At 68.6% G+C, this 24,919-nt stretch carries 23 protein-coding genes and 1 pseudogene; 14 read left to right on the top strand and 10 right to left on the bottom strand.

Going from position 1 to position 24,919, the window contains the following annotated elements; genetic code table 11:
* Positions 1 to 872: 872 nt before the first annotated feature.
* Entirely contained in the window at positions 873 to 2,441 is a 1,569-nt protein-coding gene (locus tag DYZ02_RS11350; protein WP_181896911.1) for a hypothetical protein, read from the bottom strand.
* A gap of 44 nt (positions 2,442 to 2,485) precedes the next feature.
* On the opposite strand from DYZ02_RS11350, the gene DYZ02_RS06590 reads away from it, so the two are divergent.
* A complete protein-coding gene (locus DYZ02_RS06590; protein WP_115685529.1) occupies positions 2,486 to 4,126 on the top strand; it encodes a glutaminase in 1,641 nt (546 codons plus the stop codon).
* Between the two features lie 44 nt (positions 4,127 to 4,170).
* Here DYZ02_RS06590 and DYZ02_RS06585 read toward each other — a convergent pair whose 3' ends face one another.
* Positions 4,171 to 4,533, bottom strand: coding sequence for a hypothetical protein (locus tag DYZ02_RS06585; RefSeq protein ID WP_115685528.1), 363 nt, complete (start codon positions 4,531 to 4,533; stop codon positions 4,171 to 4,173).
* A 153-nt stretch (positions 4,534 to 4,686) separates the two neighbouring features.
* Between DYZ02_RS06585 and DYZ02_RS06580 the strand changes: the two genes are divergently transcribed.
* Positions 4,687 to 5,853, top strand: a complete 1,167-nt coding sequence (locus DYZ02_RS06580) for an alpha-amylase family protein (RefSeq protein WP_115685527.1) — start codon at positions 4,687 to 4,689, stop codon at positions 5,851 to 5,853.
* A gap of 4 nt (positions 5,854 to 5,857) precedes the next feature.
* Here the strand turns inward: DYZ02_RS06580 and DYZ02_RS06575 are convergent, their stop codons facing one another.
* Positions 5,858 to 7,189 (bottom strand): M20/M25/M40 family metallo-hydrolase, encoded by a 1,332-nt coding sequence (locus DYZ02_RS06575; protein WP_115685526.1) that lies wholly within the window; start codon positions 7,187 to 7,189, stop codon positions 5,858 to 5,860.
* A gap of 223 nt (positions 7,190 to 7,412) precedes the next feature.
* Positions 7,413 to 8,653, bottom strand: a pseudogene (locus DYZ02_RS06570) (IS256 family transposase).
* Between the two features lie 133 nt (positions 8,654 to 8,786).
* On the opposite strand from DYZ02_RS06570, the gene DYZ02_RS06565 reads away from it, so the two are divergent.
* From DYZ02_RS06565 to DYZ02_RS06555, 3 genes are all read left to right on the top strand, one after another.
* Complete coding sequence (locus tag DYZ02_RS06565; protein ID WP_245945691.1) at positions 8,787 to 9,077, top strand: amino acid transporter; 291 nt, start codon at positions 8,787 to 8,789, stop codon at positions 9,075 to 9,077.
* A 147-nt stretch (positions 9,078 to 9,224) separates the two neighbouring features.
* On the top strand, positions 9,225 to 10,529 hold the full coding sequence (locus DYZ02_RS06560; RefSeq protein WP_181896910.1) for an inorganic phosphate transporter: 1,305 nt from the start codon (positions 9,225 to 9,227) through the stop codon (positions 10,527 to 10,529).
* Positions 10,530 to 10,550: 21 nt separating this feature from the next.
* Positions 10,551 to 10,808 carry a hypothetical protein gene (locus tag DYZ02_RS06555; RefSeq protein WP_115685523.1) on the top strand — a complete coding sequence of 86 codons (258 nt, stop codon included), beginning with the start codon at positions 10,551 to 10,553 and terminating at the stop codon, positions 10,806 to 10,808.
* A gap of 351 nt (positions 10,809 to 11,159) precedes the next feature.
* Here the strand turns inward: DYZ02_RS06555 and DYZ02_RS06550 are convergent, their stop codons facing one another.
* A complete protein-coding gene (locus tag DYZ02_RS06550) occupies positions 11,160 to 11,357 on the bottom strand; it encodes a hypothetical protein (RefSeq protein ID WP_115685522.1) in 198 nt (65 codons plus the stop codon).
* 32 nt (positions 11,358 to 11,389) lie between these two features.
* On the opposite strand from DYZ02_RS06550, the gene DYZ02_RS06545 reads away from it, so the two are divergent.
* From DYZ02_RS06545 to bsaP, 4 genes are all read left to right on the top strand, one after another.
* Positions 11,390 to 11,935, top strand: coding sequence for a hypothetical protein (locus DYZ02_RS06545; protein ID WP_147291485.1), 546 nt, complete (start codon positions 11,390 to 11,392; stop codon positions 11,933 to 11,935).
* A 63-nt stretch (positions 11,936 to 11,998) separates the two neighbouring features.
* Entirely contained in the window at positions 11,999 to 12,607 is a 609-nt protein-coding gene (locus DYZ02_RS06540; protein WP_115685520.1) for a TetR/AcrR family transcriptional regulator, read from the top strand.
* 90 nt (positions 12,608 to 12,697) lie between these two features.
* Positions 12,698 to 13,738, top strand: a complete 1,041-nt coding sequence (gene bioB / locus DYZ02_RS06535; RefSeq protein ID WP_115685519.1) for a biotin synthase BioB — start codon at positions 12,698 to 12,700, stop codon at positions 13,736 to 13,738.
* 2 nt (positions 13,739 to 13,740) lie between these two features.
* Positions 13,741 to 13,944: a biotin synthase auxiliary protein BsaP gene (gene bsaP / locus DYZ02_RS06530; RefSeq protein WP_115685518.1), complete on the top strand. Its 204-nt coding sequence runs from the start codon at positions 13,741 to 13,743 to the stop codon at positions 13,942 to 13,944.
* 18 nt (positions 13,945 to 13,962) lie between these two features.
* Here bsaP and DYZ02_RS06525 read toward each other — a convergent pair whose 3' ends face one another.
* Complete coding sequence (locus DYZ02_RS06525; protein WP_115685517.1) at positions 13,963 to 14,961, bottom strand: App1 family protein phosphatidate phosphatase; 999 nt, start codon at positions 14,959 to 14,961, stop codon at positions 13,963 to 13,965.
* A gap of 41 nt (positions 14,962 to 15,002) precedes the next feature.
* On the opposite strand from DYZ02_RS06525, the gene amn reads away from it, so the two are divergent.
* The gene (gene amn, locus DYZ02_RS06520; protein WP_115685516.1) at positions 15,003 to 16,397 is read left to right on the top strand and encodes an AMP nucleosidase; all 1,395 of its coding nucleotides are present in this window, start codon (positions 15,003 to 15,005) and stop codon (positions 16,395 to 16,397) included.
* Positions 16,398 to 16,534: 137 nt separating this feature from the next.
* Entirely contained in the window at positions 16,535 to 17,479 is a 945-nt protein-coding gene (locus tag DYZ02_RS06515) for a Sir2 family NAD-dependent protein deacetylase (RefSeq protein ID WP_115685515.1), read from the top strand.
* Here the strand turns inward: DYZ02_RS06515 and DYZ02_RS06510 are convergent.
* On the bottom strand, positions 17,468 to 18,751 hold the full coding sequence (locus DYZ02_RS06510; RefSeq protein ID WP_115685514.1) for a dicarboxylate/amino acid:cation symporter: 1,284 nt from the start codon (positions 18,749 to 18,751) through the stop codon (positions 17,468 to 17,470). The two genes, DYZ02_RS06515 and DYZ02_RS06510, sit on opposite strands and share 12 nt — an antisense overlap.
* Positions 18,752 to 18,938: 187 nt before the next feature.
* On the opposite strand from DYZ02_RS06510, the gene DYZ02_RS06505 reads away from it, so the two are divergent.
* Positions 18,939 to 19,463 (top strand): gamma carbonic anhydrase family protein, encoded by a 525-nt coding sequence (locus DYZ02_RS06505; RefSeq protein ID WP_245945690.1) that lies wholly within the window; start codon positions 18,939 to 18,941, stop codon positions 19,461 to 19,463.
* Here the strand turns inward: DYZ02_RS06505 and DYZ02_RS06500 are convergent.
* The gene (locus DYZ02_RS06500; RefSeq protein ID WP_115685512.1) at positions 19,419 to 20,501 is read right to left on the bottom strand and encodes an ROK family transcriptional regulator; all 1,083 of its coding nucleotides are present in this window, start codon (positions 20,499 to 20,501) and stop codon (positions 19,419 to 19,421) included. The two genes, DYZ02_RS06505 and DYZ02_RS06500, sit on opposite strands and share 45 nt — an antisense overlap.
* Before the next feature lie 43 nt (positions 20,502 to 20,544).
* The gene (locus DYZ02_RS06495) at positions 20,545 to 21,294 is read right to left on the bottom strand and encodes an NAD-dependent deacylase (RefSeq protein WP_115685511.1); all 750 of its coding nucleotides are present in this window, start codon (positions 21,292 to 21,294) and stop codon (positions 20,545 to 20,547) included.
* A gap of 58 nt (positions 21,295 to 21,352) precedes the next feature.
* Between DYZ02_RS06495 and DYZ02_RS06490 the strand changes: the two genes are divergently transcribed.
* Positions 21,353 to 23,038: a DUF885 domain-containing protein gene (locus tag DYZ02_RS06490; protein ID WP_115685510.1), complete on the top strand. Its 1,686-nt coding sequence runs from the start codon at positions 21,353 to 21,355 to the stop codon at positions 23,036 to 23,038.
* A 6-nt stretch (positions 23,039 to 23,044) separates the two neighbouring features.
* Here the strand turns inward: DYZ02_RS06490 and DYZ02_RS06485 are convergent, their stop codons facing one another.
* Complete coding sequence (locus DYZ02_RS06485; RefSeq protein WP_115685509.1) at positions 23,045 to 24,055, bottom strand: AbrB family transcriptional regulator; 1,011 nt, start codon at positions 24,053 to 24,055, stop codon at positions 23,045 to 23,047.
* Between the two features lie 75 nt (positions 24,056 to 24,130).
* On the opposite strand from DYZ02_RS06485, the gene DYZ02_RS06480 reads away from it, so the two are divergent.
* Positions 24,131 to 24,898: a TSUP family transporter gene (locus tag DYZ02_RS06480; protein ID WP_115685508.1), complete on the top strand. Its 768-nt coding sequence runs from the start codon at positions 24,131 to 24,133 to the stop codon at positions 24,896 to 24,898.
* Positions 24,899 to 24,919 lie beyond the last annotated feature (21 nt).

Genomic DNA, 24,919 nt, shown 5'->3' with positions numbered 1-24,919 from the left:
CCCCTCGTGCGAGGGGGCGGTATCAGGCTACCGGCTCTGCCTTACTAGAAGAGCGCGGAGGACAGCTGCCCAACCACGGTGACCGGGAACTGCAGAGCGGCGAGGCCGGCGTTGAGCAGGACGTTCAGGGCGTTAACAATGATGTCAAGCATGATGCTTTCCTTTCGTGTTAGTGAGTATTGCTTCGTGCGATATTGACTCTATGTTCCCGCCTCGCTCAGGGAAAGTGCTGGTGAGGGCTAAAGAAGTTGGACGGTCGGCTGTACCGTAAAGAAACCTAAAAGAATCGTGAATTATGTAACACCTAATAAGTGGTACCAAATGTGTTTGACCACGTAACTTCGTACGGGCACCGAAACCGTGCGTGCGCCGACTGACTGGACGGGGAAAAAGTCTCACAGGATCGGTTTCGCCGAAATCACCCCCGTTAGGGGGGGTAATCTTGGAACTCAGCGGATGGTTTCTGGCAGTAACCCTCTACCTGGCGGGGAAATGAGCGAAGGACACCTGCCCTCCTGGTTGCACTGACTCCCTTCCCGTTCCAGAAGGCTGGGCCCCACGGTTCCGAAACAGCCTGGATGATGCTGTCCGCTGAGCTCTCGTGTTGCCTCGTCGCACGACGACCGTCGCTGCTCGGTCACCTTCGGTGCCACTGCGGCCCCGGTTTGGATGCCGGTGGTGTAGCTCAGGGGGTTCCCGGAGGGAGGAACAAGCGCCCTGAGCGTTTGGGATGCGCGCCGCGGGAGGGGGCTGCCTGGGCAAACGCTCGCTAGTAGACGCCTGGTGGCCGAGCGACGGGGTGGCGCTGCGACGCTTCTTCAGGGAGAGCCGGCGAAGCTGCGTTTAACCGCGCAGCTTACTGGCAGAACGGCCTAATCGCGCGCCGCCAGCTGCCCCACGTCGCTGCGCCCGAAGCACATCTCCACGTCGGAGCGCACGCTTATCGACGCCCCACCGCCCTCAACCCGCACCCACACCTGGTGCAGGCCCGCCCGCACGGGAACCTCCACGGCCTCGCCGTCGAGCGCGACCTCGGCGGTGCCGTCGGCGGCGGCGTTGTAGTTGAGCAGGACGGTCCACTCGACGTCGTAAAGCGGGCCGTCGAGCGGCAGCGTTGTGGTTCCGCCCGCTCTGCACGCCTCGGCGCTGGTGCGGGCGGGGACGAGGGTGGCGGGGTGGCGGTTGCCGTGGGCGTCGATGAGCGTGGGCGCCTCCGTGTACCCGGTGACAAGCCAGGGGGCGAGGTGGTCCAGCCTGTTGTGCGGGGTGGCCACGGGCAGCAGCACCTCGGCGGGGACGTCCTGGTTGAGGCCCGGTTCGCGCAGCGCGGCGAAGTATTCGCGGGCGGGCTGGTCGGCCCACGCCTGCGCGAAGGTGACGGAGCTGAACAGGCAGGAGGCCGCCACCGCGCCGACCGCCAGCGCGGGGAGGGTCCGGGTGCGCAGCAGCACCGCGAGGGTCAGCGAGACGAGCACCGCCTCCTCGGACAGGTGGCGCAGCGTGAGCACGATCTCCTCCGCGGTGTTCGCACCGGAGCGCAGCAGCCACAGCGCGAGGATGGGCACGAGGGGGTAGACCGCCACCGGAATCCAGGCGGCGAGCTGGCCGCGCGACCACCACAGCACAGCGCCGATGACCAGGACGCCGAGCAGGATCAGCGGAAGCGGGGCCTGGGCGAAGGGCGGGGAGGGCTGCCAGCGGCCCCACACCCACGGCCCGCCGGCGGCCGCGGGGACGAGTCCCTCGGCGTAGCCGCGCCAGATCAGCCCGGCCAGCGAGACACGCGTGTCCGAGCTCGCGTCCGGGCGCACCAGGGCCAGGTACACGGCCGCCCACGCAATCGTCGGGGCGGCCAGCGCGGTGGCCAGCGGCTTCACCCGTTCGCGGTGGCCCCAGCAGGCGAGCGCGGCCAAGGCGAGCGGCGCGACGAGCAGGGCGCGCTCGTTGAAGGCCAGGCCGAGGGCCAGCCACCCGGCGGCCCGCAACAGGTCGCCGTGCCGGGCGCGCGCCGCCAGGCCGAGCACCGTCGCCAGGGCCGCGTGCAGCGGCAGGGCGTTGACGCCCGCGGCGAGCCAGGTGGTCACGGGCAGGGTGAGCGGGCTGACCAGGTACAGCACCACCGGCACCGGCGTCCAGCGCCCGGCGAGCTGGCGTGCCGCCCAGGCCACCGCCCCCGCCGCCCAGAGCTGCAGGACCACCAGCACCACCAGAGCCGCGGGCCAGTTCAGCGGGGCGAAGGTGGCCAGCGCCCACTCGATGACCCAGGCGGCGGGCATGAGGTGGCCGTCGTGGGGCTGGAACAGCGCCGCCGCCAGGCCCGCCTCGCGCGCCTTGGACTGCAGGATGAGGTCGTCCCAGTACAGCCAGCCGCGGGCGGCGACGGCGGTGCGCAGCGCCACGCCGACGACGAGGAGGATGCAGGTGAGGCGCTTGTCCGTCATGGAGTTCAGGGTAGCGGCCGGTAGGCGCCAGTACACTGGCCCGCATGCCGACTCCCGTGCCCGAATACCTCAACCGCATCCTCGACCTCGTGCGCGACGAGGACGACGGCGCGGTGGCCGACTACATCGAGGACCTGAAAAACGCCGACCCCGACAAGCTCGGCCTCGCCGTGTGCACGACCACCGGCCACCTCTACGCGGTGGGTGACGCCGACTACGAGTTTTCCATCCAGTCCATCTCCAAGCCCTTCGTCTACGCCCTCGCCCTCGAGGAGCTCGGAGCCGAGGAGGTCCACTCCTCAGTCGGCGTGGAGCCCTCGGGGGAGGCCTTCAACGCCATCTCGCTCGACGAGGTCACCCACATCCCCGCGAACCCGATGATCAACGCGGGTGCGATCACCGTCAACCAGCTCATCAACGGGCCCGCCTGCACGGTGGAGGAGCGGGTGGAGAAGATCCGCGCGTTCATGTCGCGCCTTGCGGGCCGGGAGCTGAGCATCGACCCGAGCATCGTGGAAAACGAGCTGGCCACCGCCAACCGCAATCTCGCCATCGCGCACCTGCTGCGCGAGTTCGGCATGCTCAACGACGAGCCCATCGACGCCGTCAACTCCTACACCCAGCAGTGCTCCGTTCTGGTGACCATCAAGGACCTCGCCGTCATGGCCGCCACGCTGGCCAACGGGGGCGTCCAGCCCGTCACCGGGGAGCGGGTCCTGTCGGCGCAGTCCTGCCGCATCACCCAGGCGGTGATGACCTCGGCCGGGATGTACGACGGCTCGGGGCGCTGGATGGTCAACGTGGGCATCCCCGCGAAGTCCGGGGTGGCTGGCGGGCTGATCGGGACGATGCCGGGGCAGCTGGGGATGGCGTCGTTTAGCCCGCGGCTGAACAAGGAGGGAAACTCCGTGCGCGGGGTGAAGATCTTCCGCGAGCTGTCCGCCTCGCTCGGGCTGAACATGATGTCCTCGGACTACTACGCCGCGCCGGGCATCAAGTCGGTGGACCGCGGCAGGGAGCGCACCGTGGTGGAGCTGCAGGGCACGATCAACTTCACCGCGGCGGAGAAGATTATCCACGACCTGTCCGACATGAACCTCACCGCCGACCACCTCGTGCTCGACGTGTCCAACGTGACCAGCTTCAACAAGGCGGGGCGCATGCTGATCAAGGAGGGCTTCCGCGAGTTCCGCGACGCCGGCTGCGACGTGAAGATCTACGACCCCGACGGCGCCATGCCCGACTACGAGTTCTCCGACGGCACCTTCGTGGAGGCGATCCAGGACTTCTCCGCCTCCTTCGACGTGGCCGCGCCGCGCGAGGAGGTCTACCAGGCGATCTGCAACCCGAAGGAGTGGTGGGACGAGGGCATCGAGGGCTCCGCCAGCGAGCCCGGAGGCGCGTTCGCGCTGGACAGCGAGGAGCAGTACGCGGAGTTCACCGTCGAGGAGGCCCGCGACGGCGACCGCCTGGTGTGGCACGCCGAGCCGACGGAGAGCGACAGGGGCGAGAGCACGTGGCACGACACCGACATCATCTTCGAGCTCGAGGACGGCGACGACGGCGACACCCACGTCAAGCTCACCCACCGAGGCATGCTGCCGCACGACGAGCGCTACAAGGAGATCACCGAGGGGTGGCGCAGGCGCCTGTCGGGGCTGAAGCGGCGCTCGTCGAAGGCCTGAGCTTCTCGACGCCCCACCGGCGCCAGTCTTGGGCCAGTCCGGCGCTAGTCCTCGAACTCCGCGTTGAGCCGCCTCTCGTCCGCGTGGCGCCTGCCCAGTGCGATGGCCGGGCCGATGGCCAGCGTGAGCAGCGTGGCGGTGGCCACGCCGACAACCATCCCGGTGTGCCCGCTTTCGCTGTTGGCGAAGGCGTTGAGGGCGATGCCCACCAGGCCGAGGATCCAGAGGACGAAAAACCGGATGTTCGCCTTGGTCAGCATCCGCCGCGGGCGGGGCCGGGGGGCGTAGGAGCGCAGCCAGTACTGGCCGGTGAGCTGGGGGAACATGGTGGGGAGCACGGCAAGGACGGCGCAGATGGAGGGCGTGCCCGGCAGCGTCCAGGCGAGGGCGGCGAAGACGGCCGCCATGATGAACGGCTCTGCCTCGGCGAAGGCGTTCGGGTTCCTCCGGGGCGGCGGGGTGGCGTCGTGAAGCGGGGCCGCCCGCCCGGATCCCGGAGGGGGACGTAGCCTGGCTGGAGTACCTGCTGTCCGACCTCTCATGCCCGACAAGGAGTTGCGATGATTGCCGACACCATCTGGTGGCACGTCTACCCGCTCGGCGCCACAGGCGCGCCCGTGAGAAACCGCGTCACCGACGACGCGGACCACCGGCTGCGAAGCCTCGGCCCCTGGCTCGACTACCTCATCGAGCTCGGCTGCAACGGACTGCTCCTCGGCCCCATCTTCGAATCCGTGGGCCACGGCTACGACACCCTCGACCACTACGCCATCGACGCCCGCCTCGGCGACGACTCCGACTTCGACTGGCTCATCGCCGAGTGCAACGCGCGCGGCATCAACGTCATGCTCGACGGGGTGTTCAACCACGTCGCCGCGACCCACCCCGCGGTCGCGGAGGGCCTGGCGGGCGAGACCAGCTGGGAGGGCCACGACGAGCTGGCCACCCTCCACCACGCCGATGACCGGGTCAAGGACCTGGTCACCGACATCATGCTGCACTGGCTGCGCCGCGGGATCGCCGGCTGGCGCCTCGACGTCGCCTACTCCGTGCCCCCCGAGTTCTGGCGCGAGGTCATCGGCCGGGTGCGCGAGGAGTTCCCGGACGCGATGTTCCTCGGCGAGGTCATCCACGGCGACTACGCGGGAATCGCGGAGGCCGGGACGATGGATGCGGTGACGCAGTACGAGCTGTGGAAGGCGCTGTGGTCGTCGATCAAGGACCGCAACTTCTGGGAGCTCGACCACGCCCTGTCCCGCCACGAGGCGATCAGCGGGCGGGTCCTGCCGAACACGTTCATCGGCAACCACGACGTCGACCGCATCGCCAGCATCGTCGGCCAGGACGGCGAGATCGTGGCGCTGGCCCTGCTCATGACCCTGCCCGGCATGCCGAGCATCTACTACGGCGACGAGCAGGGCTTCGAGGGCCTGCGCACCGAGGGCTTCGAGGCCGACGACGCCGTGCGTCCCGCCCTGCCCGCCGACCCCGCCGAGCTGTCCCCGCTCGGCCGGTGGATCTTCGAGCAGCACCAGGCGCTCATCGGGCTGCGCCGCCGCCACCCGTGGCTCACCCGCGCGCACGTCGAGGTGCTGGACAAAACCAACGAGACGATCAGCCTGCGCACCTATTCAGAGGGGCACGAGCTGCTAGTCGACGCCTGGCTCGACCCCACCCCCGGCGTCCGCGTGCGCGCCGGGGAAGCGACGCTCTACGAGTGGCCCTAGCCGCTCAGGCACCGAGGAAACGGCGCACCAGCGAGCGGTAGGCCAGGGTGGTCAGCTCCACGTCCTCCACCTCGACGTACTCGTCGTGGCTGTGCAGCAGGTCGAGCACCGTGCCCAGCGTGTTGCCCCGGCGGTGCAGCGCGAAGCCGTAGCCCACACCGCCTTTGCGGCGGCCGAAGCGCAGGTCGGAGCCGCCGGCGGCGATGGTCGGCACGACCGGCACGCCCGGGAAGAATTCCCCCAGGGTGGCCACGAGGGCGTCGTAAAGCGGGCCGGAGGCCGGGGAGACCGTGGCGTCCTCGGTGATGAGGTGCTCGATCTCCACGCGGTCGGCGAGATCGCCGAGCGCGGTGCGCAGCAGGGCGTCGATCTCTTCCTGCGTCTGCCCGGGCAGGGGGCGGATGTCCAGCTCCAGGTAGGCCGCCGAGGGCAGGACGTTGATCGCGGAGCCGGCCCGGAGGACGGTCGGCGCGACCGTGAGGTGGCTCATGGCGTGGGAGTAGCGGGCGAGGTCGTCGAGGGCGGCGTAGTTGTGGCCGTCGAGAAGCGCGCTCTCGGTGTCGGGGTCGAAGCGGAACGCGCGCACGTAGCCCTCCCACAGCTCGTCGGCGCGCACCTCCGGCTCGAGCGCCACCACGCGCCGCGCCACCTCGGAGATGAGCGCGACCGTCGACTCGCGTCCGTAGGGGGTCGAGCCGTGCCCGGCGTCGCCGTGGATGTGCAGGCGGCGCTGCGCTGCGCCCTTCTCGCCGACGACCACGACGAGCGCGTCGGAGCCGTCCGCCACCGGCAGGTGGGACCCGCCCTCCTCGGACAGGCAGTTCCTCCAGCTGAACGCCTCGCCGGCGTGCTCGGCGAGCCACCCGGCCCCGAGCCCGCCGCGGGCCTCCTCGTCCGCGCAGCCCACAAAGGTCAGGGTGCCGCGAGGCGGAGTGTCCGAGAAGGCGACCTCCCTGGTCACCGCCGCCATCGCCGCCGTGATGTAGAGCATGTCCGTCGAGCCGCGGCCGTAGATGCGCCCGTCGATCTCCTCGGCGGCGAAGGGATCCACGCTCCACTTCGCCTCGTCGACCGGCACGACGTCGGTGTGGCCCAGCAGGGTCAGGGGCTCGGCGGACGGGTCGGAGCCCTCGACGGTGAAGGCGATGGACACCCGCCCCGGGTGCGGCTCGAAGCGCTGGGCCCGCGCGCCGGAGCCGGCGAAGAAGCGCTCGAGGGTGTCCGCGTTGCGGACCTCGTGGCCGGAATCGGCGGTGAGGTCGTTCACGCACGCATTCTTGATCATCTCCTTGAGCAGCAGCAACGCGGATTGGGTGACGTCGTGGGTATCAGGCATGACGACGAGGGTACCGGCGGGGGTAGAAAAGCACGTGAATCGTCACATTTTTTGTGCGGTCGTGGGACAATCAGTCCCAAAAGTCATGTGGGTTCGTCGGGTGCGCGACGGCGTTTGTGGTCCGCGTCCGGTCAAGTCCGGTGGTGTGGTGTATCTGCCCTTTCGATAGAGCTAGCAGCGTGATGGGTTTACGGTCCGGCGCGTGATCGGTGTTGGTGCGTCATCATGCGGCGTTTTCAGTGGTCTCGGCGGCGTCGATGACGGTGCTGGCGATCATGGTTTTAGTCTGTTCCAGGCTTGTCAGCGACATGTAGCGCTTTTGCTGGATCCAGTCGTCATGGTGTTCGGCGAGGACTGCGCCAACCAAGCAGATCACGGCGTCACGGTCGGGGAAGATCCCGACGACATCTGTGCGCCGGTGGATTTCACGGTTGAGCCGTTCGGTGGGGTTGTTCGACCACACCTTGGTCCACACGGCTTTTGGCGTGTTGGTAAACGCGAGCAGGTCGTCGAGTGATTTCTCCAGGTAGTCGGCCACGTGCGGGAATTTCTGCTGGCAGAATTCCACCACGTCGTGGGCCTGTTTCCACACCGCTTGCGAGTCGGGTTGCTGGAAGATCGTGTGGAACATCGCCGACACAGTCGGCCACTGGGTCTTCGGCACCATCGAGGAGAGGTTCTTCGAAAAATGGGTGCGGCAGCGCTGCCAGGCAGCATTCGGCACCACCTCGCTAACCGCGGCTTGGATGCCCAAGTGGGCGTCGCTGGTGACCACATACACGTCCCCCGGGCCGCGGGCTTTTGAGGTCGCGGAAGAATCCCGTCCATGATGCGACTGACTCGGCGGTGGCGACGTGCATGCCGAGCAGTTCCCGGTAGCCATCATTGTTGACGCCGGTGGCCAACAGCACGCTGGTTTTGACCACGCGCCCGCCTTCGCTGACTTTCATCGTCAGCGCGTCGCACGAGACATAGAAATACGGGTCTGAATCCAACGGGCGGGTGCGGAAGTCCTCCACCATCCCGTCGAGCTCTTTGGCCATGTCACTGACCTGCGATTTCGACAAGTTGGTGATGCCGAAGGTGGCGACGAGATCGTTCATCCTGCGGGTGGAGACTCCTTTCAAGGTAGCAGGCGGCGATCACGGTGGACAGGGCGCGCTCTGCGCGGGTGCGTCGCTCGAGTAGCCAGTCGGGGAAGAAGGAACCGGCCCGCAGTTTCGGTACCGCAACATCGATGGTGCCGACTCTGGTGTCGAGTTGACGTGTGCGATAGCCGTTGCGTCGGTTGGTGCGCTGATCGGAGACGGTGGCGTACTCGGCGCCGCAGACACTGTCTGCCTGGGTGGAGAGGATCTGGTTGATGAAGTCCTGCAGCATCTGCCGCATCAGATCCGGGGAAGCTTGGGCGAGCAGTTCATCAAGGTAGGCGGTGGGGTCGATATGATTGGGTCCAGCGGCCATCGCGGATATTTTCCTTTCGAGGAGATGTAGGAGTTGACTCGAAAGGTACTGCGGTGGTCGCCTCACGCATTCATCAGGCCCCTCACCAGCAGTCACAGATACACCACGCTAGAGGACACAACACGTGCGCGGTGTGGCGCCGAACGTCGCGGCTCGCTTCTCGACGTCTACGCTTCGCCTCGCCGTCAACATTTTCGTCTTTGTCACCGCAGTACTTGTCGCCGTTGTGAACCCGTCGATTCTGGACATGATCTCCGTGGTCGGCGGCATCTTCGTGGCGTTTCTGGTCTACATCACGCCCGCGCTGCTGTTTGCCAAGACCACGGCGTTGAAGCACTACGCCCGCCGCCCGGACACCATCTTCGTGCTGGTGGTGGGCCTGGTGATCATGGGCGTAACGGTATGGGACATGATCGCAGGTTAAGCACGGTTACGGGAATACGAATTCTTGGCGCTCCCTAGAGTGTCGGGCCAGCTAGGGGCCAGTAGGCCGAGGCGCCAATATTGCCGGCAGATGAACATTCGATCCCGGGCGTATTTCATGTGCGAGTGTAGGAGCATAATTTCCCGCGTGAGCATCACAATCCTCCTCGTACTGATCATCGTCGTTGCCTTGTTCTTCGACTTCACCAACGGCTTCCACGACACCGCAAACGCGATGGCTACCTCCATCGCCACTGGCGCACTCAAGCCCAAGGTGGCTGTGGCGCTCGCCGGTGTTCTTAACCTTGTCGGCGCGTTTCTCTCCGTCGCCGTGGCTAAGACGGTCGCGGGCGGCATTGTGAAACTCGACCTTTTCGACCTGAATGACACTGTCGATTCCGAGCGGCTCCTCCTCGTGGTGTTCGCCGGCCTAGCCGGCGGCATCATGTGGAACCTGTTCACCTGGCTCTTCGGTATCCCGTCGTCGTCCTCCCACGCACTGTTCGGTGGCCTGATCGGTGCAGCAATCGCGGCCATCGGCTTCGACGGCGTGGTCTGGGGCGGCGTGCTGGACAAGATCATCCTCCCGGCACTGTTCGCACCGTTCGTCGCCGGCCTGATCGCCGCCATCGGCACCTGGCTGGTGTATAAGATCACCGCAAACGCGGAACAGGACCACCGCGACAACTACTTCCGCTGGGGCCAAATCGGCACCGCCTCCCTGGTGGCGCTGGCGCACGGCACCTCCGACGCGCAGAAGACCATGGGCGTCATCTTCTTGGCCATGGTGGCCGCGGGCCAGTTCGGTCAGGATCACCCGATGCCGTTCTGGATCCAGTTCGCCTGCGCATTCGCCATCGCGCTGGGCACCTACTCCGGCGGCTTCCGCGTGATCCGCACCTTGGGCAAGGGTCTGGTGGAGATCCACCCGCCGCAGGGCATGGCCGCTGAGACCTCCTCCGCCGCCATCATCCTCACCTCCTCCCACCTGGGTATGGCACTGTCCACCACCCACGTGGCCACCGGCTCCATCCTCGGCTCCGGCCTGACCGGCCCGAAGGGCGAGGTCCGCTGGGGCGTGGCCGGCCGCATGGCGCTGGCCTGGATCACCACCCTGCCCGTCGCCGCTCTGGTGGCGTTCTGCACCTGGTGGGTCGGCCACTGGGCGGCCGAGCTGGGTGGCGACCTGTTGTGGGGCGGAATCGCCCTAGCCCTGATCATCCTCCTCGGCGGCGGCTACATGTTCTGGCAGGCATCCCAGAAGCCGGTGCACAAGGACAATGTCAACGACGACTGGGACGGCGACTCCAAGTCCCCAGCGCACACCACCAGCGACGCGACCAAGGGCTCCCGCGACTCCGGGGAACCCGCCGACTTCGTGGACACCTCCCGCGGCCTCGAGTCCCTCCGCGGCGGCCCCACCGCTGACCGCCACGACCACCTACACCGCTAACCGCCGGAAAGGACACTCATCATGATTGACCTGCTGCAATCCCTGTTCCTCGTCACCGGCGTGGGCATCCTGTTGGGCGCAGGCCTGCCGGCGCTGTTCTCCCTGAGCATCCACTTCCTCTCCCCGTCCGGGGACGGCACGGCAGCCTCCGGCGGCCGCCGCGCGCTGGGCTGGATCTTCCTGGCCATCGTGCTCGTGGCCGTGGTCGCCGCGATTCTGCTCATCGCCCGCGAGCGCATCGAGTACTTCACCGGGTGGGACCCCTACCCGTTCCTGTAACCGCCAGGTTCCTTAACCACGCCCCGGTTTACACCGGGGCCTTTTTTGTGGATGGGACACAATCGTTGCTGTTGACAAACTATTTGCCAGGACCTAAGATTGCCGAAATATGAACGGAAGGTTAACAACCTTCCCTGGTAACGAAAGGAGGTGGGCCATGAAGGGCTTCATCAATAGCATCCGTGCATGGTTCCGCGACGAGGAGCGTGGCATCGCGTCGCTGACCGAACTCTCCCCGCTCGCCGTGCTCCCGCACGCCGACGCACGTTCGTAGAGCGCCGCTGAGAAAACCGGGCCTGCCCCCGCAAGGGGCAGGCCCGGTTTTGCTAGTTCGGCGCTTCCGCCGAGATCTTACTTCTCCAGTATGCTCTCGTACTGAGCGAGCGCCACGCCGGTGATGAGGAGCGTGGGAGCCCACTGGCCGGTGAACAGGCCGTTGCGGTCCGCCTTGTCGCCGGCGTGCATCAGCTCGGAGCCAGCCCAGTTGATAACGGTGAGGGCGATGGAGCCGAAGCCAGCAGCGTAAGCGTGCTCGGAGCGAAGGCCCATGGTGTGCAGGTACTTGATCGTTGCGTTTCCTTGTGTCTCAGATCGTCTCCGCGGTGGGGACGAGCCGGCAGGTCTACCACTCCCACTTCGCGGACCGAGATAGCGCCGTCATGGCGGTGCTCGAGCGCGACGTCCTCGAGCCGCTCGTCGCCGCCATCGCGGAGGTGGGGGAGGACGCCTCCTGCCGGGATCTGCTGACGGCCGTGATCAGTACGCTGGCCGGGTGGATGGATCTGCTGTGCAACGTGCTGGACAGCCCGGTGCAGTCCTGCTTCGAGAGGATGCTCACCGGGCCCCTGCATCCCCTGGTCAGCCACCGCATCGCCCACTTCCTGCAGGAGAACGACGCCTCCCTCACGCAGGATCAGATCGACGACGTCTCCGTCTACCTCGGCGGGGGAGTGATTGCCGCGATGTTCCACTGCCTTGATACATTCCAGGGAGTAGACGATTCTGTCCAGCGCATCCTGACCATCCTGTCTCTCGGCCTGTCTGCCGCCGGGGCGTCCGGATCCCCCTACGACAACCTCCCCCGGGAGGGCATCGGGGAGGACCAGCCCCGGCAAGTCATGGCATAAAGGGGCCGGGGCCGCTCGCGCGGGGCGGCGGAGCAGGAAACGAAGTAGAGGGAGGTGGCGCGAATGCCCCGGAGGACCGGAAGCACCGACCCGCGGGCGGTGCGCACGCGCACGAGCCTGATCGAGGCGAGCATCAAGCTGCTGGCGGAGAAGCGCTCTGAGGAGCTGAGCGTCTCGCAGATCGTGAAGCACGCCCGGGTGAGCCGGCAGGTGTTCTACGAGCATTTAGAGTCGCGCGAGGAGCTCCTCACGGCCGTCGGCGACCAAGTCTTGGTTGAGCCGATCGCGCGCTACGCGCAGCGGTTGGCCGACAACTACGGCGACGAGAACAACGTGCTCGAGCTCGCCAAGGAGGTCGGTCCCCGCCGCCGGGTGGTGCTCAACCTCATCCACGGCCCCGCCGACTCCGCCATCTACGGCCGGTGCCGCGACGCCCTCTTGCCCGTCATGCTCGAGCTTCTCGACGCCCGACTCGGCCCTCCCGGCGAAGAGATCCCCGCCGACAACATGAAGTGGAGCGCCGAGTTCCTCGTCGCCGGGCTGCTGGGCACCCTGGCGGAGGCGCTGCGCTCTGCCACGGGGCCGGCCGAGGCGGCGCGCCGGGTCAAGGCCGTAGCGCGCACGGTGGAAAGCCTGCGCCTGTCCAGGAGGAACGCCGAAACGGAGGAGTAGCTGAACACCGTTCAAGTGCTGGGTTATAGTGTTCCCACTTGCTCTACCCGGCTCTTTCGAGCACTTCCCGCACCGATCGGAGTTCACGACATGTCTGCCCCCATCCTCGAGATCGCCCGCGAAAAGGTCCTGGAAAACGGCGAGGGCCTCAGCGAGGCCGAGCTGCTCCAGGTCCTCCAGGTTCCGGACGAGGACCTGCAGGAGCTTCTCGACCTCGCCCACCAGGTGCGCATCCGCCACTGCGGCGTGGAGGTGAGCCTGGAGGGCATCATCTCGCTGAAGACCGGCGGGTGCCCCGAGGACTGCCACTTCTGCTCCCAGTCTGGCCTGTTCGAGTCGCCCGTGCGCGCGGTGACGCTGGATATCGCCGAGCTGGTCGAGGCCGCGAAGCAGTCCGAGAAGATGGGTGCCAGCGAGTTCTGCATCGTCGCCGCCGTCAAGGGCCCGACCCAGAACCTCCTCGACCAGGTGCGTGAGGCCATCACCGCCATCAACGAGGAGGTGGACATCTCCATCTCCGCCTCCCTGGGCATCCTCACCGAGGAGCAGGCGAAGCAGCTGCGCGAGATGGGTGTGAGCCGCTACAACCACAACTTCGAGACGGCCCGCTCCTTCTTCCCCAACGTGGTGACCACCCACACCTGGGAGGAGCGCAAGAACACCCTCGAGTTCGTCCGCGCGCAGGGCATGGAGACCTGCTGCGGAGGCATCATCGGCCTGGGCGAGACGCTGGAGCAGCGCGCGGAGTTCGCCGCCCAGCTGGCCGCGGTGGAGCCGCACGAGGTGCCGATGAACTTCCTCGACCCGCGCCCCGGCACCCCCTTCGCCGACCGCCCGCTCGTGCCCCAGGGCGAGGCGCTGCGCGCCGTCGCCGCGTTCCGCCTGGCCATGCCCACCGCGCAGCTGCGCTTCGCCGGCGGCACGGAGCTCGCGCTCGGCGACGACGGCACCGAGGCCGGCCTGCTCGGCGGCGCCAACGCGATCATCGGCGGCAACTACCTCACCACGCTGGGCCGCCCCATCGAGCGTGACCGCGACCTCGTGGACAAGATCGCCCCGCGCCGCAACCTGGGCATCACCCCGGTCATGCAGGGCGAGACCGCGATCGAGCAGACCATCAAGGCGCTGTAGGCGTGAAAGTTCCCGACAGCACCGAGCTTGCCGACGCCATCCTGTCCGGTTCGGTGCAGTTCGCGCTGCGCGAGGACAGGCCCTACGACGCCCCGCGCGTCTGCCCGCTCTGCCAGCGCCGTATGGTGGTGAAGATCAACCCCTTCGGCTGGGAGGCGGCGTGCTCCCGCCACGGGCTGTTCCGCTCGGAGTGGCTTGAGCGCTGAGGGTCTGGCGCCCGGGGTCTAGCCCAGCTTCCGCAGCCCCTCGGCGAGCTCGGCTCCATCCGCGCCGAAGATGGCGGGGATCTCCCGGTAGTCACCCGGCTGCTCCATCGTCGTCGCGGTGCCGTGGGCGAGGATGTGCTCCGATGGGCTGAGCTCGCGCAGCGCCACCAGCCTGACCCGGTCCGGGTGCTCGAAGACCAGGTCGGAGTAGATCATCGGGTCGTGCTGGCCGTCGTCGCCAACCAGCGTCCAGGTGATGTTGGGGAAGTCGATCAGCAGGTTGCGCAGCTGCACGCGCTTGTGCTCCGGGCCACTGCGGAACAGCGCCGTCGGCGTCGGGCCCCAGTCGGTGAGCAGCATCGGGCCGGCCGGGAAACCGTGGCGGCGCATGAAGTCGCGCAGCATCTCGTAGGTGTTCCACGCGCCCGTCGACACGTAGAACACCGGCTCCTCCGGGGTCCGGGCGGCGTTGAGGAACTCCGCCATGCCCTCCACCGGCCGCCGGTTCGTCGCCGGCAGAACCCACGAGTTCCACGCCGCCAGCACCGCGCGGGGCAGCTGGGTGATCATGATCGTGTCATCGATGTCCGAGATCACCCCGTGGGTGACGTCGTCCGCGATGATGTGCACGGGGGCTTTGGCGGGGTGGGCGGCCAGGGGGACGTCGAGAAGCGCGTTGTGCCACCCCGGCTCGAGGCCGTGGCCTTCGAGAAGGACCTCGACGTAGCCCTCGTCGTTCGCGCGGGCCGTCACCGTGCGCCCGCCGAGCGTGACCGTCACGGGCACGTCGGGCACCGGAGTGGTGAGAAACTGCCGGTAACCGCGCTGCAGCGGCGTCGCGGGCTCGGGCGCCGCCGGGTCCTCCATGAGCACCCGGCCGACCACGCGCGCCCGCTGCGGGCTGCCGTAGCCCGTGAAGCCCGTCACCGCGGGAACCCACGAGGCTTTCGCTTTACGACGCACCCCCACCCGCCGGATCCGACCTTCCGCCCACCGGGCAACGTCCGCAACTCCCATGACCGCCCACTGTAATGGGGGCGCAAGTAGGGTGGGGAAGCATGGTGACAAACCTGGATGTGGACGGTGCTGTCGACAAGCTGATCGAGCTCTACAACGCCTCCTGCGCCCTGGCGCGCGACGTTGTGGACTCGGGCAACCTCGCCGACTACGCGGAGGTGCGCTACCCCAAGATCAGCGTGGAAATCACCAGCTGGGTGCCCGTCGACCGCACCGAACCCTTCGGCTACGTCGACGAGGCCGGCACCTACTCCGCCGTCGTCTCCCGCCCCGACCTCATGGCGGGCTACCTGCGCGCCCAGCTCGCCGCCCTGTGCTCCAACTACGACGCCGTCATCTCCGTCGGCTACTCCGACGAGCGCATCCCGCCCGAATACATCCGCGGCGTCGGGCCCCTCGACGAAGTGCGCGCGACCCACTCCGACGCCGTGCCCCGGCCCACCCTCGACTCCGTCCACGACGCCATCGTCGACGGCCACTGGGAGGCCTTCCACGGCGCCGAGAAGCCACTGTTCCACTTCGGCCCCCAGCGCTTCGACCTCGCCTGCGCCCGCCTCGAGCACTATACCGGCATCGAGGTCGACACGCTGCAGAAATACATCCTGTTCACCAACTACGCCATGCACGTCACCGAGTTCGTCCGCTTCGGACTGCGCGAGCTGGCGGACCCGGAATCGCGCTACACGGCACTGCGCCTGCCCAACGGGGAGACCGTCTCCGACACGGTCGCCTTCGAGGACCTCGACCTCGCCTCGCGCTACCAAATGCCGCGCTACGACCTCATCACCGACGCCGGCGACGGCATCACCATGATCAACATCGGCGTCGGCCCCTCCAACGCCAAGACCATCACCGACTCCCTCGCCGTCCTGCGCCCCGAGGCGTGGATCATGATCGGCCACTGCGCCGGCCTCGACGGGCGCATGCGCATCGGCGACCTCATCCTCGGCAACGCCTACGAACGCCACGACGGCGTCCTCGACGAACACATCCGCCCCGACTCGCCCATCCCCGCCGTCCCCGAAATCCAGCGCACCCTGGAAAAGGCTGTGCAGAAGGTCTACGGCGAGGACACCGAGCTCATGCGCACCGGCACCGTCCTGTCCACCGCCGACCGCAACTGGGAATGGAAAACACCCCGCGATCTGTGGGAATGGCTCCGCGGCTCCACCGCGGCCGCTGTGGACATGGAATCGTGCACCCTCGCCGCCAACGGCTACCGCTACCGCGTGCCCTACGGCACCCTCCTTGCCGTCTCCGACCTGCCCCTGCATGCCGTGCCCAAACTCCCCGCCGCCGCGCAGGCGTTCTACTCCAACTCCAAGGAAGCGCACGTCATGTGCGCCGTGCGGGCCATGGAGCGGCTGGCGAAGAACCCCGCCCGGCTGCGCACCCGGAAGCTGCGCCGCACCATCGGCGAGGTGCCGTTCAGGTAGGTGGGGTGGTGACAGATTTTGGGTGCGGCGGCTGAAATTTGTCACCTTCCGCTGGTGAAAATTCGGGCCGCCCGGAATCTGTCACGAAACCGCCCAACCCGCCCAAACCGCCCAGCCCAGACTACCCTCGCGAGGTGATGGAGGACAGAACCCAGTTCGACGACCCGGCGATCGCGATGGCCCACAGGAGCGCGCTGCGCTCGATCCAGCGCGTGGTGGAAGAGACGGCCGCTCCGACGGAACCGGGGGAAGCCCTGCGGAACGTCGCCGACCAGCTCAGGAACAAAAACGTGCTGGTCATCACGGGCGCGGGGATGTCCACGGAGTCGGGGATCCCGGACTACCGCTCGAAGGGAGGCCGCCTGACCAGGGGCCGCCCGATGACCTACCAGGAGTTCGCGCACGCGCCCGAGCAGGTGCGTCGCTACTGGGCGCGCGCCTTCGTGGGGATGCGCTTCATGCGCGCCGCGCCGCCGAATCGCGCGCACTTCGCGGTCACGGAGCTGGAGCGCGCCGGGCTGCTCACGGGCGTTATCACGCAGAACGTCGACGGGCTGCACGGCCAGGCCGGCACGAGGAATGTCCTCTCGCTGCACGGGGACATGGAGCACGTGGTGTGCCTGGATTGCGGCAACGTTGAGACGCGCGCGCTTTTAGACGCCCGACTCGCCGCCGCCAACCCCAACTTCTTCGAATCGGTGGAAATCACGGGCTCGATGATCAACCCGGACGGGGACGTAGAGCTGCGCGCCAGCGACGTGGAGCGCTTCCGGATGGTGCGGTGCGTGCGCTGTGGCGGGCAGCGGCTCAAGCCGGACGTGGTGTACTTCGGCGAGGCGGTGCCGAAGGCGCGCCGGGCGGAGGCGGAGGCGTGGCTGGGGGCGTCGACAAGCGTGCTTGCCCTGGGGACCTCCCTGGCAGTGATGAGCGGCTACAAGTTCGTGCTCGACGCGCTGAAACAGGGAAAGCCCGCCGCTGTGATCAACGGCGGGCCGGGGCGGGCGGACACGAAGGTGACCACCCTGTGGCGCGCGAACGTGGGCGACGCTCTCGCCAGCGTGCTGGACGAGCTAGACCTGTAGCGGCTCGCGCTCGTCCTGCCAGGCGCTCTCGTCGATGATGCCCTCGCGCTTGGCCACGACGGCGGCGACGACGGCCTGGCCGGTGACGTTGACGGCGGTGCGGCCCATGTCCACGATCGGCTCGACGGCGAGCAGCAGGCCCACGCCGGCGAGCGGCAGGCCCAGGGTGGACAGGGTGAGGGTGAGCATGACGGTCGCGCCGGTGGTGCCGGCGGTGGCCGCCGAGCCCAGCACGGAGACGAGCACGATGAGGATGTAATCGGTGACGCTCAGCGGCATGCCGTAGAACTGGGCGACGAAGATCGCGGCGATGGCCGGGTAGATGGAGGCGCAGCCGTCCATCTTGGTCGTCGCGCCGAGCGGCATGGCGAAGGAGGCGTACTCGGCGGGCACGCCCATCGATTCCTCGACGGTGCGCTGGTTGACGGGCATGACGCCCATGGAGGAGCGGGTGACGAAGCCGAGGGTGGTCACGGGCCAGACGCGGCGGAAGAAGGCCGGCACGGAAATGCGGTTGAGGGCCAGCACCGCGGGGTAGAGGCCGAAGATGACCAGGGCGAGGCCGACGTAGATGGCCAGGACGAACATGCCGAGCGAGCCGAGGGCCTCCCAGCCGTAGGTGGCCACGGCCTTGCCGATCAGCGCGGCGGTGCCGATCGGGGCGAGGCGGATGATCCACCAGAGCACCACCTGGATGACCTTGAGGAAGGACTCGGAGAACTCGATGAAGGGCTCGGCCGCCTTGCCCGCCTTCACGGCGGCCACGCCCACGAGCAGCGAGATGACCAGGATCTGCAGCACGTTGAAGGACACGGAGATCGAGCCGTCCGAGGCGGCCTTGGCGCCCAGGCCGAGGAAGTTCGCGGGCACGACGGACTGGATGAAGCCCAGCCAGGAACCGGTGGCGGAGGGGTCGGCGGCGGCGTCGGGGCTCACCGTGGAGTTCGCGCCCGGCTGCATGATCACGCCGACGAGGATGCCGATGACCACGGAGAAGAACGCGGTGATGGCGAACCAGATGAGGGTGTTGACCGCCAGGCGCGCGGCGTTGGTCACCTTGCGCAGGTTTGCTATCGACGTCACCACGGCCGTGAACACCAGCGGCGGGATGAGCAGCTTGAGCAGCTGGACGTAGGTGGAGCCGAGCCAGGTGAGGGTCTGGGTGAGCCAGTCGACCTCGCCGGCGCGGGCGACGAAGCCGAGGATGAGGCCGATGATGAGGCCGGCGACGACTTGGGCCCCGAAGCCGGTGGCCCACTTGGGTAGGTGCATGGTGCTCCTCGCTGTGTAGACAGAGTGGTCTAGTTGTTGGTATGTCAACCAGGGACGATACACGTTGCAACGTGAAAGACGGGCATCGCTATTCCCGGGGATGGAACAGACAATGCGGTCTACGAGTTGTGTGCCGCTAGGGTGGGCTGCACGCCACAACGGGCCACGCGCCAGAGAGGAGAACCACGTGATCTACGCCTTCGAGGGCAAGCAACCCAGCATCCACCCCAGCGCCTACGTCGCGCCGGAGGCCACCGTCATCGGTGACGTCGAGATCGGCGAGGACGCCAACGTCTGGCCGGGCGCGGTCATCCGCGGCGACGTCGGCGCCATCCGCATCGGGGCGCGCACGAACATCCAGGACGGCGCCGTCCTCCACGTCGACACCGGCGGGGAGACGGTGCTCGGCGAGGACGTCACCGTCGGGCACCTCGCCCTGGTCCACGGCTGCCACGTCGAGCCCGCCTGCCTCATCGGCATGGGCTCCACGGTCCTTTCCCGATCCCGCATCGGCGAGGGCTCCATCGTCGGCGGGGGAGCGGTGGTGCTGGAGGACCAGGAGATCCCGCCGTTCTCCGTCGCCGCCGGCGTTCCCGCCAAGGTGCGAAAGACGCTCGAGCCCGGCTCCCGCGCCGACCGAGTCGAGCACGCCGCCGGTTACGTCCAGCTAGGCCGCCGCCACCGCGAGGGGCTCTCGCAGGGCGAGGTCTAGCGCGACTGCGCGGGCGATGTCGCGCACCACCTCGCGGTGGGTGGGGATCATGCGCAGGCCCACCCGCGTGCCGGCGGGGGTGTGGGCGCGCACGGCGCGGGCGAAGGGGGCGGGGGCGAGCGGGTCGTCGATGAAGGCCGAGCCGGCCACCACCACCGTCGAGGGGGTGTGCTCCTCGTAGAGCTGCGCCGCCAGGACGCCCAGCTGGCGGGCCCGGTCGTCGAGGGCGGCGCGGGTGCCGGGTTCGTGGCGGGCGCTGGTGACGGCGTCGTGAAGCGTGCGGATGCCCGGATCGCTGATGGACTCGAGGAGGCCCTGGGTGGTGAGGTCCTCGCGGGAGACGGCGACGGGGAGGACCTCCGCGCCGGCGGCGACCGCGCAGCCGATGGAGTCGTCGGCGAACAGCGCCATGATCGTCGGGGGCTCGAGGCTGTCGCTCGACTGCGCCTCGCTGCCCACGATCGCCGCGGCGGCGGAGGTGACCACCACCGGCACCGCGAACTGCTCGCGCATCTGCGCCCCGATGTTCACCCCGCGCCAGTTCAGGTTGGGGGCGTAGACCTCGCCGTCGCCGGTGACTGTGCCGGAGGTGGTCACCCCGATCGTGGCGAGCGGCCGGTTCAGCCCGGCCCGGAGGCGGTTGAGCCCGGCCATGACGTGCTGGATGAAGTCGTCCTCGCTGAGGCGGGCCACCGGGATGTCGATGTCGACGCTGCGCAGCGTGCGCCCCTTCAGGTCGAACAGCGCGACGTAGGTGGACATGGTGCCCACGGAGATGCCGGCGTGGATCGCGCGCGGCTCGCCCAGCTCCAGGGGGATGGTGGGCCGACCCCGCCCGCAGGCCCGGGTCAGGTCGGTGCGCTCGGTGACGAAGCCGGCGTCGACGAGAGCGGCGATGGCGCGGGTGATGGTGGGCTGCGACAGCCCCGTGGCCTGCACGAGCTCGCTTCTCGACGTCAACTCGCGCAGCCGGATCACGTGGAGGCACTTCGCCGCTGGGGTCTGCGGGCGCGAGAAGGCGGAACCGGAGGCGATCATGCCCCAATGATAAACCCTTTCTAGACCGCTTTGTCCAGCGGGTCTAGACAAGCAGTGTGGGCAGGGCCTTTGCCGCAGTTTCCTCGACGACGACGCTGGCGATTGTGGACAGCTCGGTACGCATCGGGGTGACCTCCACGATCGGCACGCCGCGTGCGTGGGCGGTGAGCGGCAGGCCCGCCGCCGGGTGAACCACCCCCGAGGTGCCCACGATGAGCACCGCGTCCGCCTCCTCCATGCGCCGCTGCGCTTCTTCCCACTCGCGCTGCGGCAGGGCCTCGCCGAACCACACCACCCCGGGCCGCACCAGGTTGCCGCACAGCGGGCACTCCGGCGGCGCGATCGCCTCCACGGGTTCGGCGGGGAAGTCGACCCCGCCGCGCCAGGGCCGCGCGCAGATGGAGCAGCGGAACTCGAACAGCGAGCCGTGCAGGTGGACCACGTCTGCCGAGCCCGCCCGCTCGTGCAGGTTGTCGATGTTCTGGGTGGTCACCGTCACCCGCCGCGCACCATTGCGCGACCACTCGGCGATCGCCCGGTGCCCCGCGTTCGGCTCCGCCGCGTTGACCAGGCTGGCGCGCCAGAGGTACCAGGCGAACATCTCCTCCGGGCGCCTCGCCCAGGCGTCGATGGAGGCCATCGCGGCGGGGTCGACGTTCTCCCACACCCCCGTGACCGCGTCGCGGTAGGTGGCGATGCCGCTGTCGGCCGACATTCCGGCGCCGGTGAACACCTCGACGTGGCGGGCGTGGGCAAGGATGTCGCGGGCCCGCTCCCGCTGCTGCTCGCTCATGCCCACAACCATAGGCTCAGGTGGGAAAATGCAGGTCGGTTTACTACACTTTCCGCTCATGACGTCAGACACTGCAGGCTACGGCGCGTCCGACCGCCTCCCGTCGCTTCTGGATGCCACCTGCGAGGACTTCGTCTACGACCTCGCCGCGCTGTCCCCGACGCTGGCCACCTACCTTGGCGTGGAGGGCCACGACCACGAGCTGCAGGATTTCAGCCCCGCCCACTGGGACGCCGTGGCGGACCGGATCCGCGACCTCGTCGCCGACGTCGACGCGCTCAACGACTGCACCGACGACTCCGACGACGAGGACGACTTCGACCCCGTCGACCACCTCACCGCCGCGATCCTGCGCGAGCGCATGACCCTCGAGCTCGACCTGCACCACCGCGGCGAGTACATGCGCATGCTCAACAACATCGACTCGCCGGTGCAGCACATCCGCGACTCCTTCGCGCTCATGCCCAAGGTCTCCGAGGAGGACATCGAGCACGTCGAGTCCCGCCTCTCCCAGGTCCGCGCCTCGCTGCACGGCTACCGCGAATCGCTCGCCGAGGCCGCCGCCCAGGGCAACGTGGCCAGCCACCGCCAGATCGACGCGGTGATCAACCAGTGCGAGTCCCTCGGCGACGAGGGCTCCCTGCTGGAGAAGCTCGGAGTGCCCCCGGAGAGCGCCGTCGTGGAGGAGGCGAAGGACGCCTTTCAGGAGATGGCCGACTGGCTCTCCACCGAGCTGTCCCCGCAGGCCGCCTACGGCGACGGTGTGGGGCGGGAGCGCTACGAGCTGTTCTCCCACTTCTTCCTGGGCACGAAGGTCGACCTCGACGAGGCGTACACCTGGGCGATGGAGGATCTGCGCGAGACCACGGCGCAGCAGCGCGAGCTCGCCCGCGACATGTTCGGCCCCGACTGCACGGTGCAAAGCGCTTATCGACGCCTCAACGAGGACGAAAGGTACACCCTGCGCGGCACCGACGAGCTGCGCGAGTGGATCGTGGCCACCACCGACGAGGCGATGGACGTCTTCCGCGCCGAGTGCTTCACCCTGCCGGAGGAGGTCGCCCGCATCGACTTCGCCGTGGACGGCGACGGCACCGGCGGGGTCTACTACACCCCGCCGAGCGACGACCTCATCCGCCCCGGCACCATGTGGTGGTCCATCCCCGAGGGCCGCGAGGTCTTCCACACCTGGCAGGAGAAGTCCCACGTCTTCCACGAGGGCGTGCCCGGCCACCACCTGCAGCAGGCCAGCGCGCTGACCCAGCGCTCCGAGCTGAACCTGTGGCGCCGCGCGGTGAACTGGAACGACGCTCACCGGGAGGGCTGGGCCCTCTACGCCGAGCAGCTCATGGCGGAGCATGGCGCCTTCGACGACCCGGCGATGCGCATGGGGCTGCTCGGCGCGCGCCGGCTGCGCCTCGCCCGCGCGGCGGTGGACATCGGCGTCCACCTGCGCAAGAAGACCCCGGACAAGTCGGGCACCTGGGACGCGCAGTACGCGAAGGCCTTCCTGCGCGACAACGCCGCCCTGCCGGAGACGAGCCTCGCCTTCGAGATCGACCGCTACATGGGCTGGCCGGGCCAGGCGCCCTCCTATGTGGTGGGCTACCGGGCGTGGCTGCAGCTGCGCTACGACGCGCTCGCGCAGGGGATGACGGCGCGCGAGTTCCACGACGCCGCCCTGCGCCTCGGCTCGATGCCGATGCGCCTGCTCTCCCGCGAGATCCTCGGCACCTGCAGCTAGAGGCTGCTAGAAGCGGCGCAGGATGCGCGGCAGGTAGGCCGCCACCAGCATGACGCTGATGAGCCGGATGAGCTGCAGCGTGATCACGGCCGGGCCGGCCCCGCCCTCGGCGGACAGCGCCAGGACCGTCTCGATCGCGCCGGGGCTGGTGGCCAGGTAGCCCTCGAAGAAGGTCACGCCCAGCCACTTCGAGATGACCCAGCCCATCGACGCGCAGGCGGCCATCATCACGAGGATGTAGCCCATGGTCAGCGGCAGCAGCTTGCCGAAGTGCTTCAGCGAGGGCACGGACAGCCCGCCGCCGCACACCCAGCCGATGGAGAGGAAGGCCATGACCGCCAGAGCCTGGGGCGTGACGATGGGCACGGGCAGCAGCCACCCGACGGCCACGGTGATGAGCAGCGGCCCGAACACGCTGGGCACGGGGATGTGCAGCTTCTCGGCGATCGGCCCGCCGACCACGGCGATGGCCAGCACGAGCGGCCACATCCACCACTGCGTCGCCTCCTCCGGCGGGGGCGCCGCAGAGGGCGTCGTCAACAGCGAGGTCACACCCGGCAGCGTCACGGAGACGGTGAGAAGGCGCAGGTACTGGGTCAGGGCGACGTAGCGCATGTCGGCGCCGAGTTCCTGGGCGATGACGGGCATGATCGACGCCCCGCCGGCGAGCATGGAGAGCACCCCCGTCTCCCGGCTCACCCCGCCGTGGCGGGCGAGCACGAAGCCGCCGACGATGCCGGCGCCCGTGGTCACCGCCGCCGCGACGAGGCCGGGCACCAGGTAGTGGAGGAGCTCGCCGGCGGGGATCCCGACGAGCGGCACGGCCGCGAGCACGCCGATGACGCCGCGGCAGACCTTGTAGAAGCGCGCGTTGACCTTGAGGTCGCGCCCTGTCCCCAGCGCCATCGCGCCGGAGGCGATGATCGCGCCGAGGATCCAGGCGGCGGGGACGTGCAGCCAGTTCAGCAGCCAGCCGAGCGCCACGGACGCGGGGGCGACGACGAACCAGCGATTCATGGTGGGACATGCTACCCGCCCTGTACTCTCAGGCCGTATGGAGCACGAAACGCAGGCAGCAGGGGCGGTGGCGCGGTGACATTCGGGGTGCTTCTGGGCGCGGCGGCGCTCGCCGGCTGGGTCGACGCCGTGATCGGGGGCGGCGGCCTCGTGCTCATCCCGGTGCTCATGTCGGTCACGGGGATGCCCTCGGCGGCGGTGCTGGCCACCAACAAGGTGGCGGCGTTCACCGGCACGGCGTCCGCCGCGGTGACGATGGGCCGCCGGGTGGGCATCCCGCGACGCACGTGGGGCTACGCGGCGCTCGCTTTCGTGATGTCGGGGTGCGGGGCGCTGGCGGTCTCGCTGGTGGAGGAGAGCGTGATCCGCCCGCTGATCATCGTGCTGCTGCTGGCCGTCGGGCTGTTCGTGGCGCTCAAGCCCTCCTTCGGCACGGAGACGGGCCTGCCGCGGGTGACGGGGCGTCGAGTAGCGGCGGGCGCCGCCCTCGCTGCGGCCGTGGGCTTCTACGACGGCATCTTCGGGCCCGGCACCGGCATGTTCCTGATCCTCGGGCTGACGGCCGTGTTCTCGCAGGCCTTCCTGAGCTCCGCGGCGATGGCCAAGGTGATCAACACCGCGACCAACCTGGGGGCGCTGACGGTGTTCATCGCGGGCGGGCACGTCGCGTGGCGCCTGGCGCTGGCCCTGGCGGTGGCGAACGTGATCGGGGCGCAGCTCGGGGCGCGCACGGTGCTGGCCGGGGGATCGAAGCTCGTGCGCTGGGCGCTGCTCGTCCTCGTGGTCGTGCTGTGCGCGCGGCTGGGGTGGCAGGAGTGGGGTAGTGTCGCGAAAAGTACTTAACTGCTACAAATTTGTGTCATA

Source organism: Corynebacterium senegalense, from assembly GCF_900411315.1.
In the GTDB taxonomy this organism is placed as follows: Bacteria; Actinomycetota; Actinomycetes; order Mycobacteriales; family Mycobacteriaceae; genus Corynebacterium; species Corynebacterium senegalense.
This window is presented reverse-complemented; position numbering and strand designations above follow the sequence as displayed.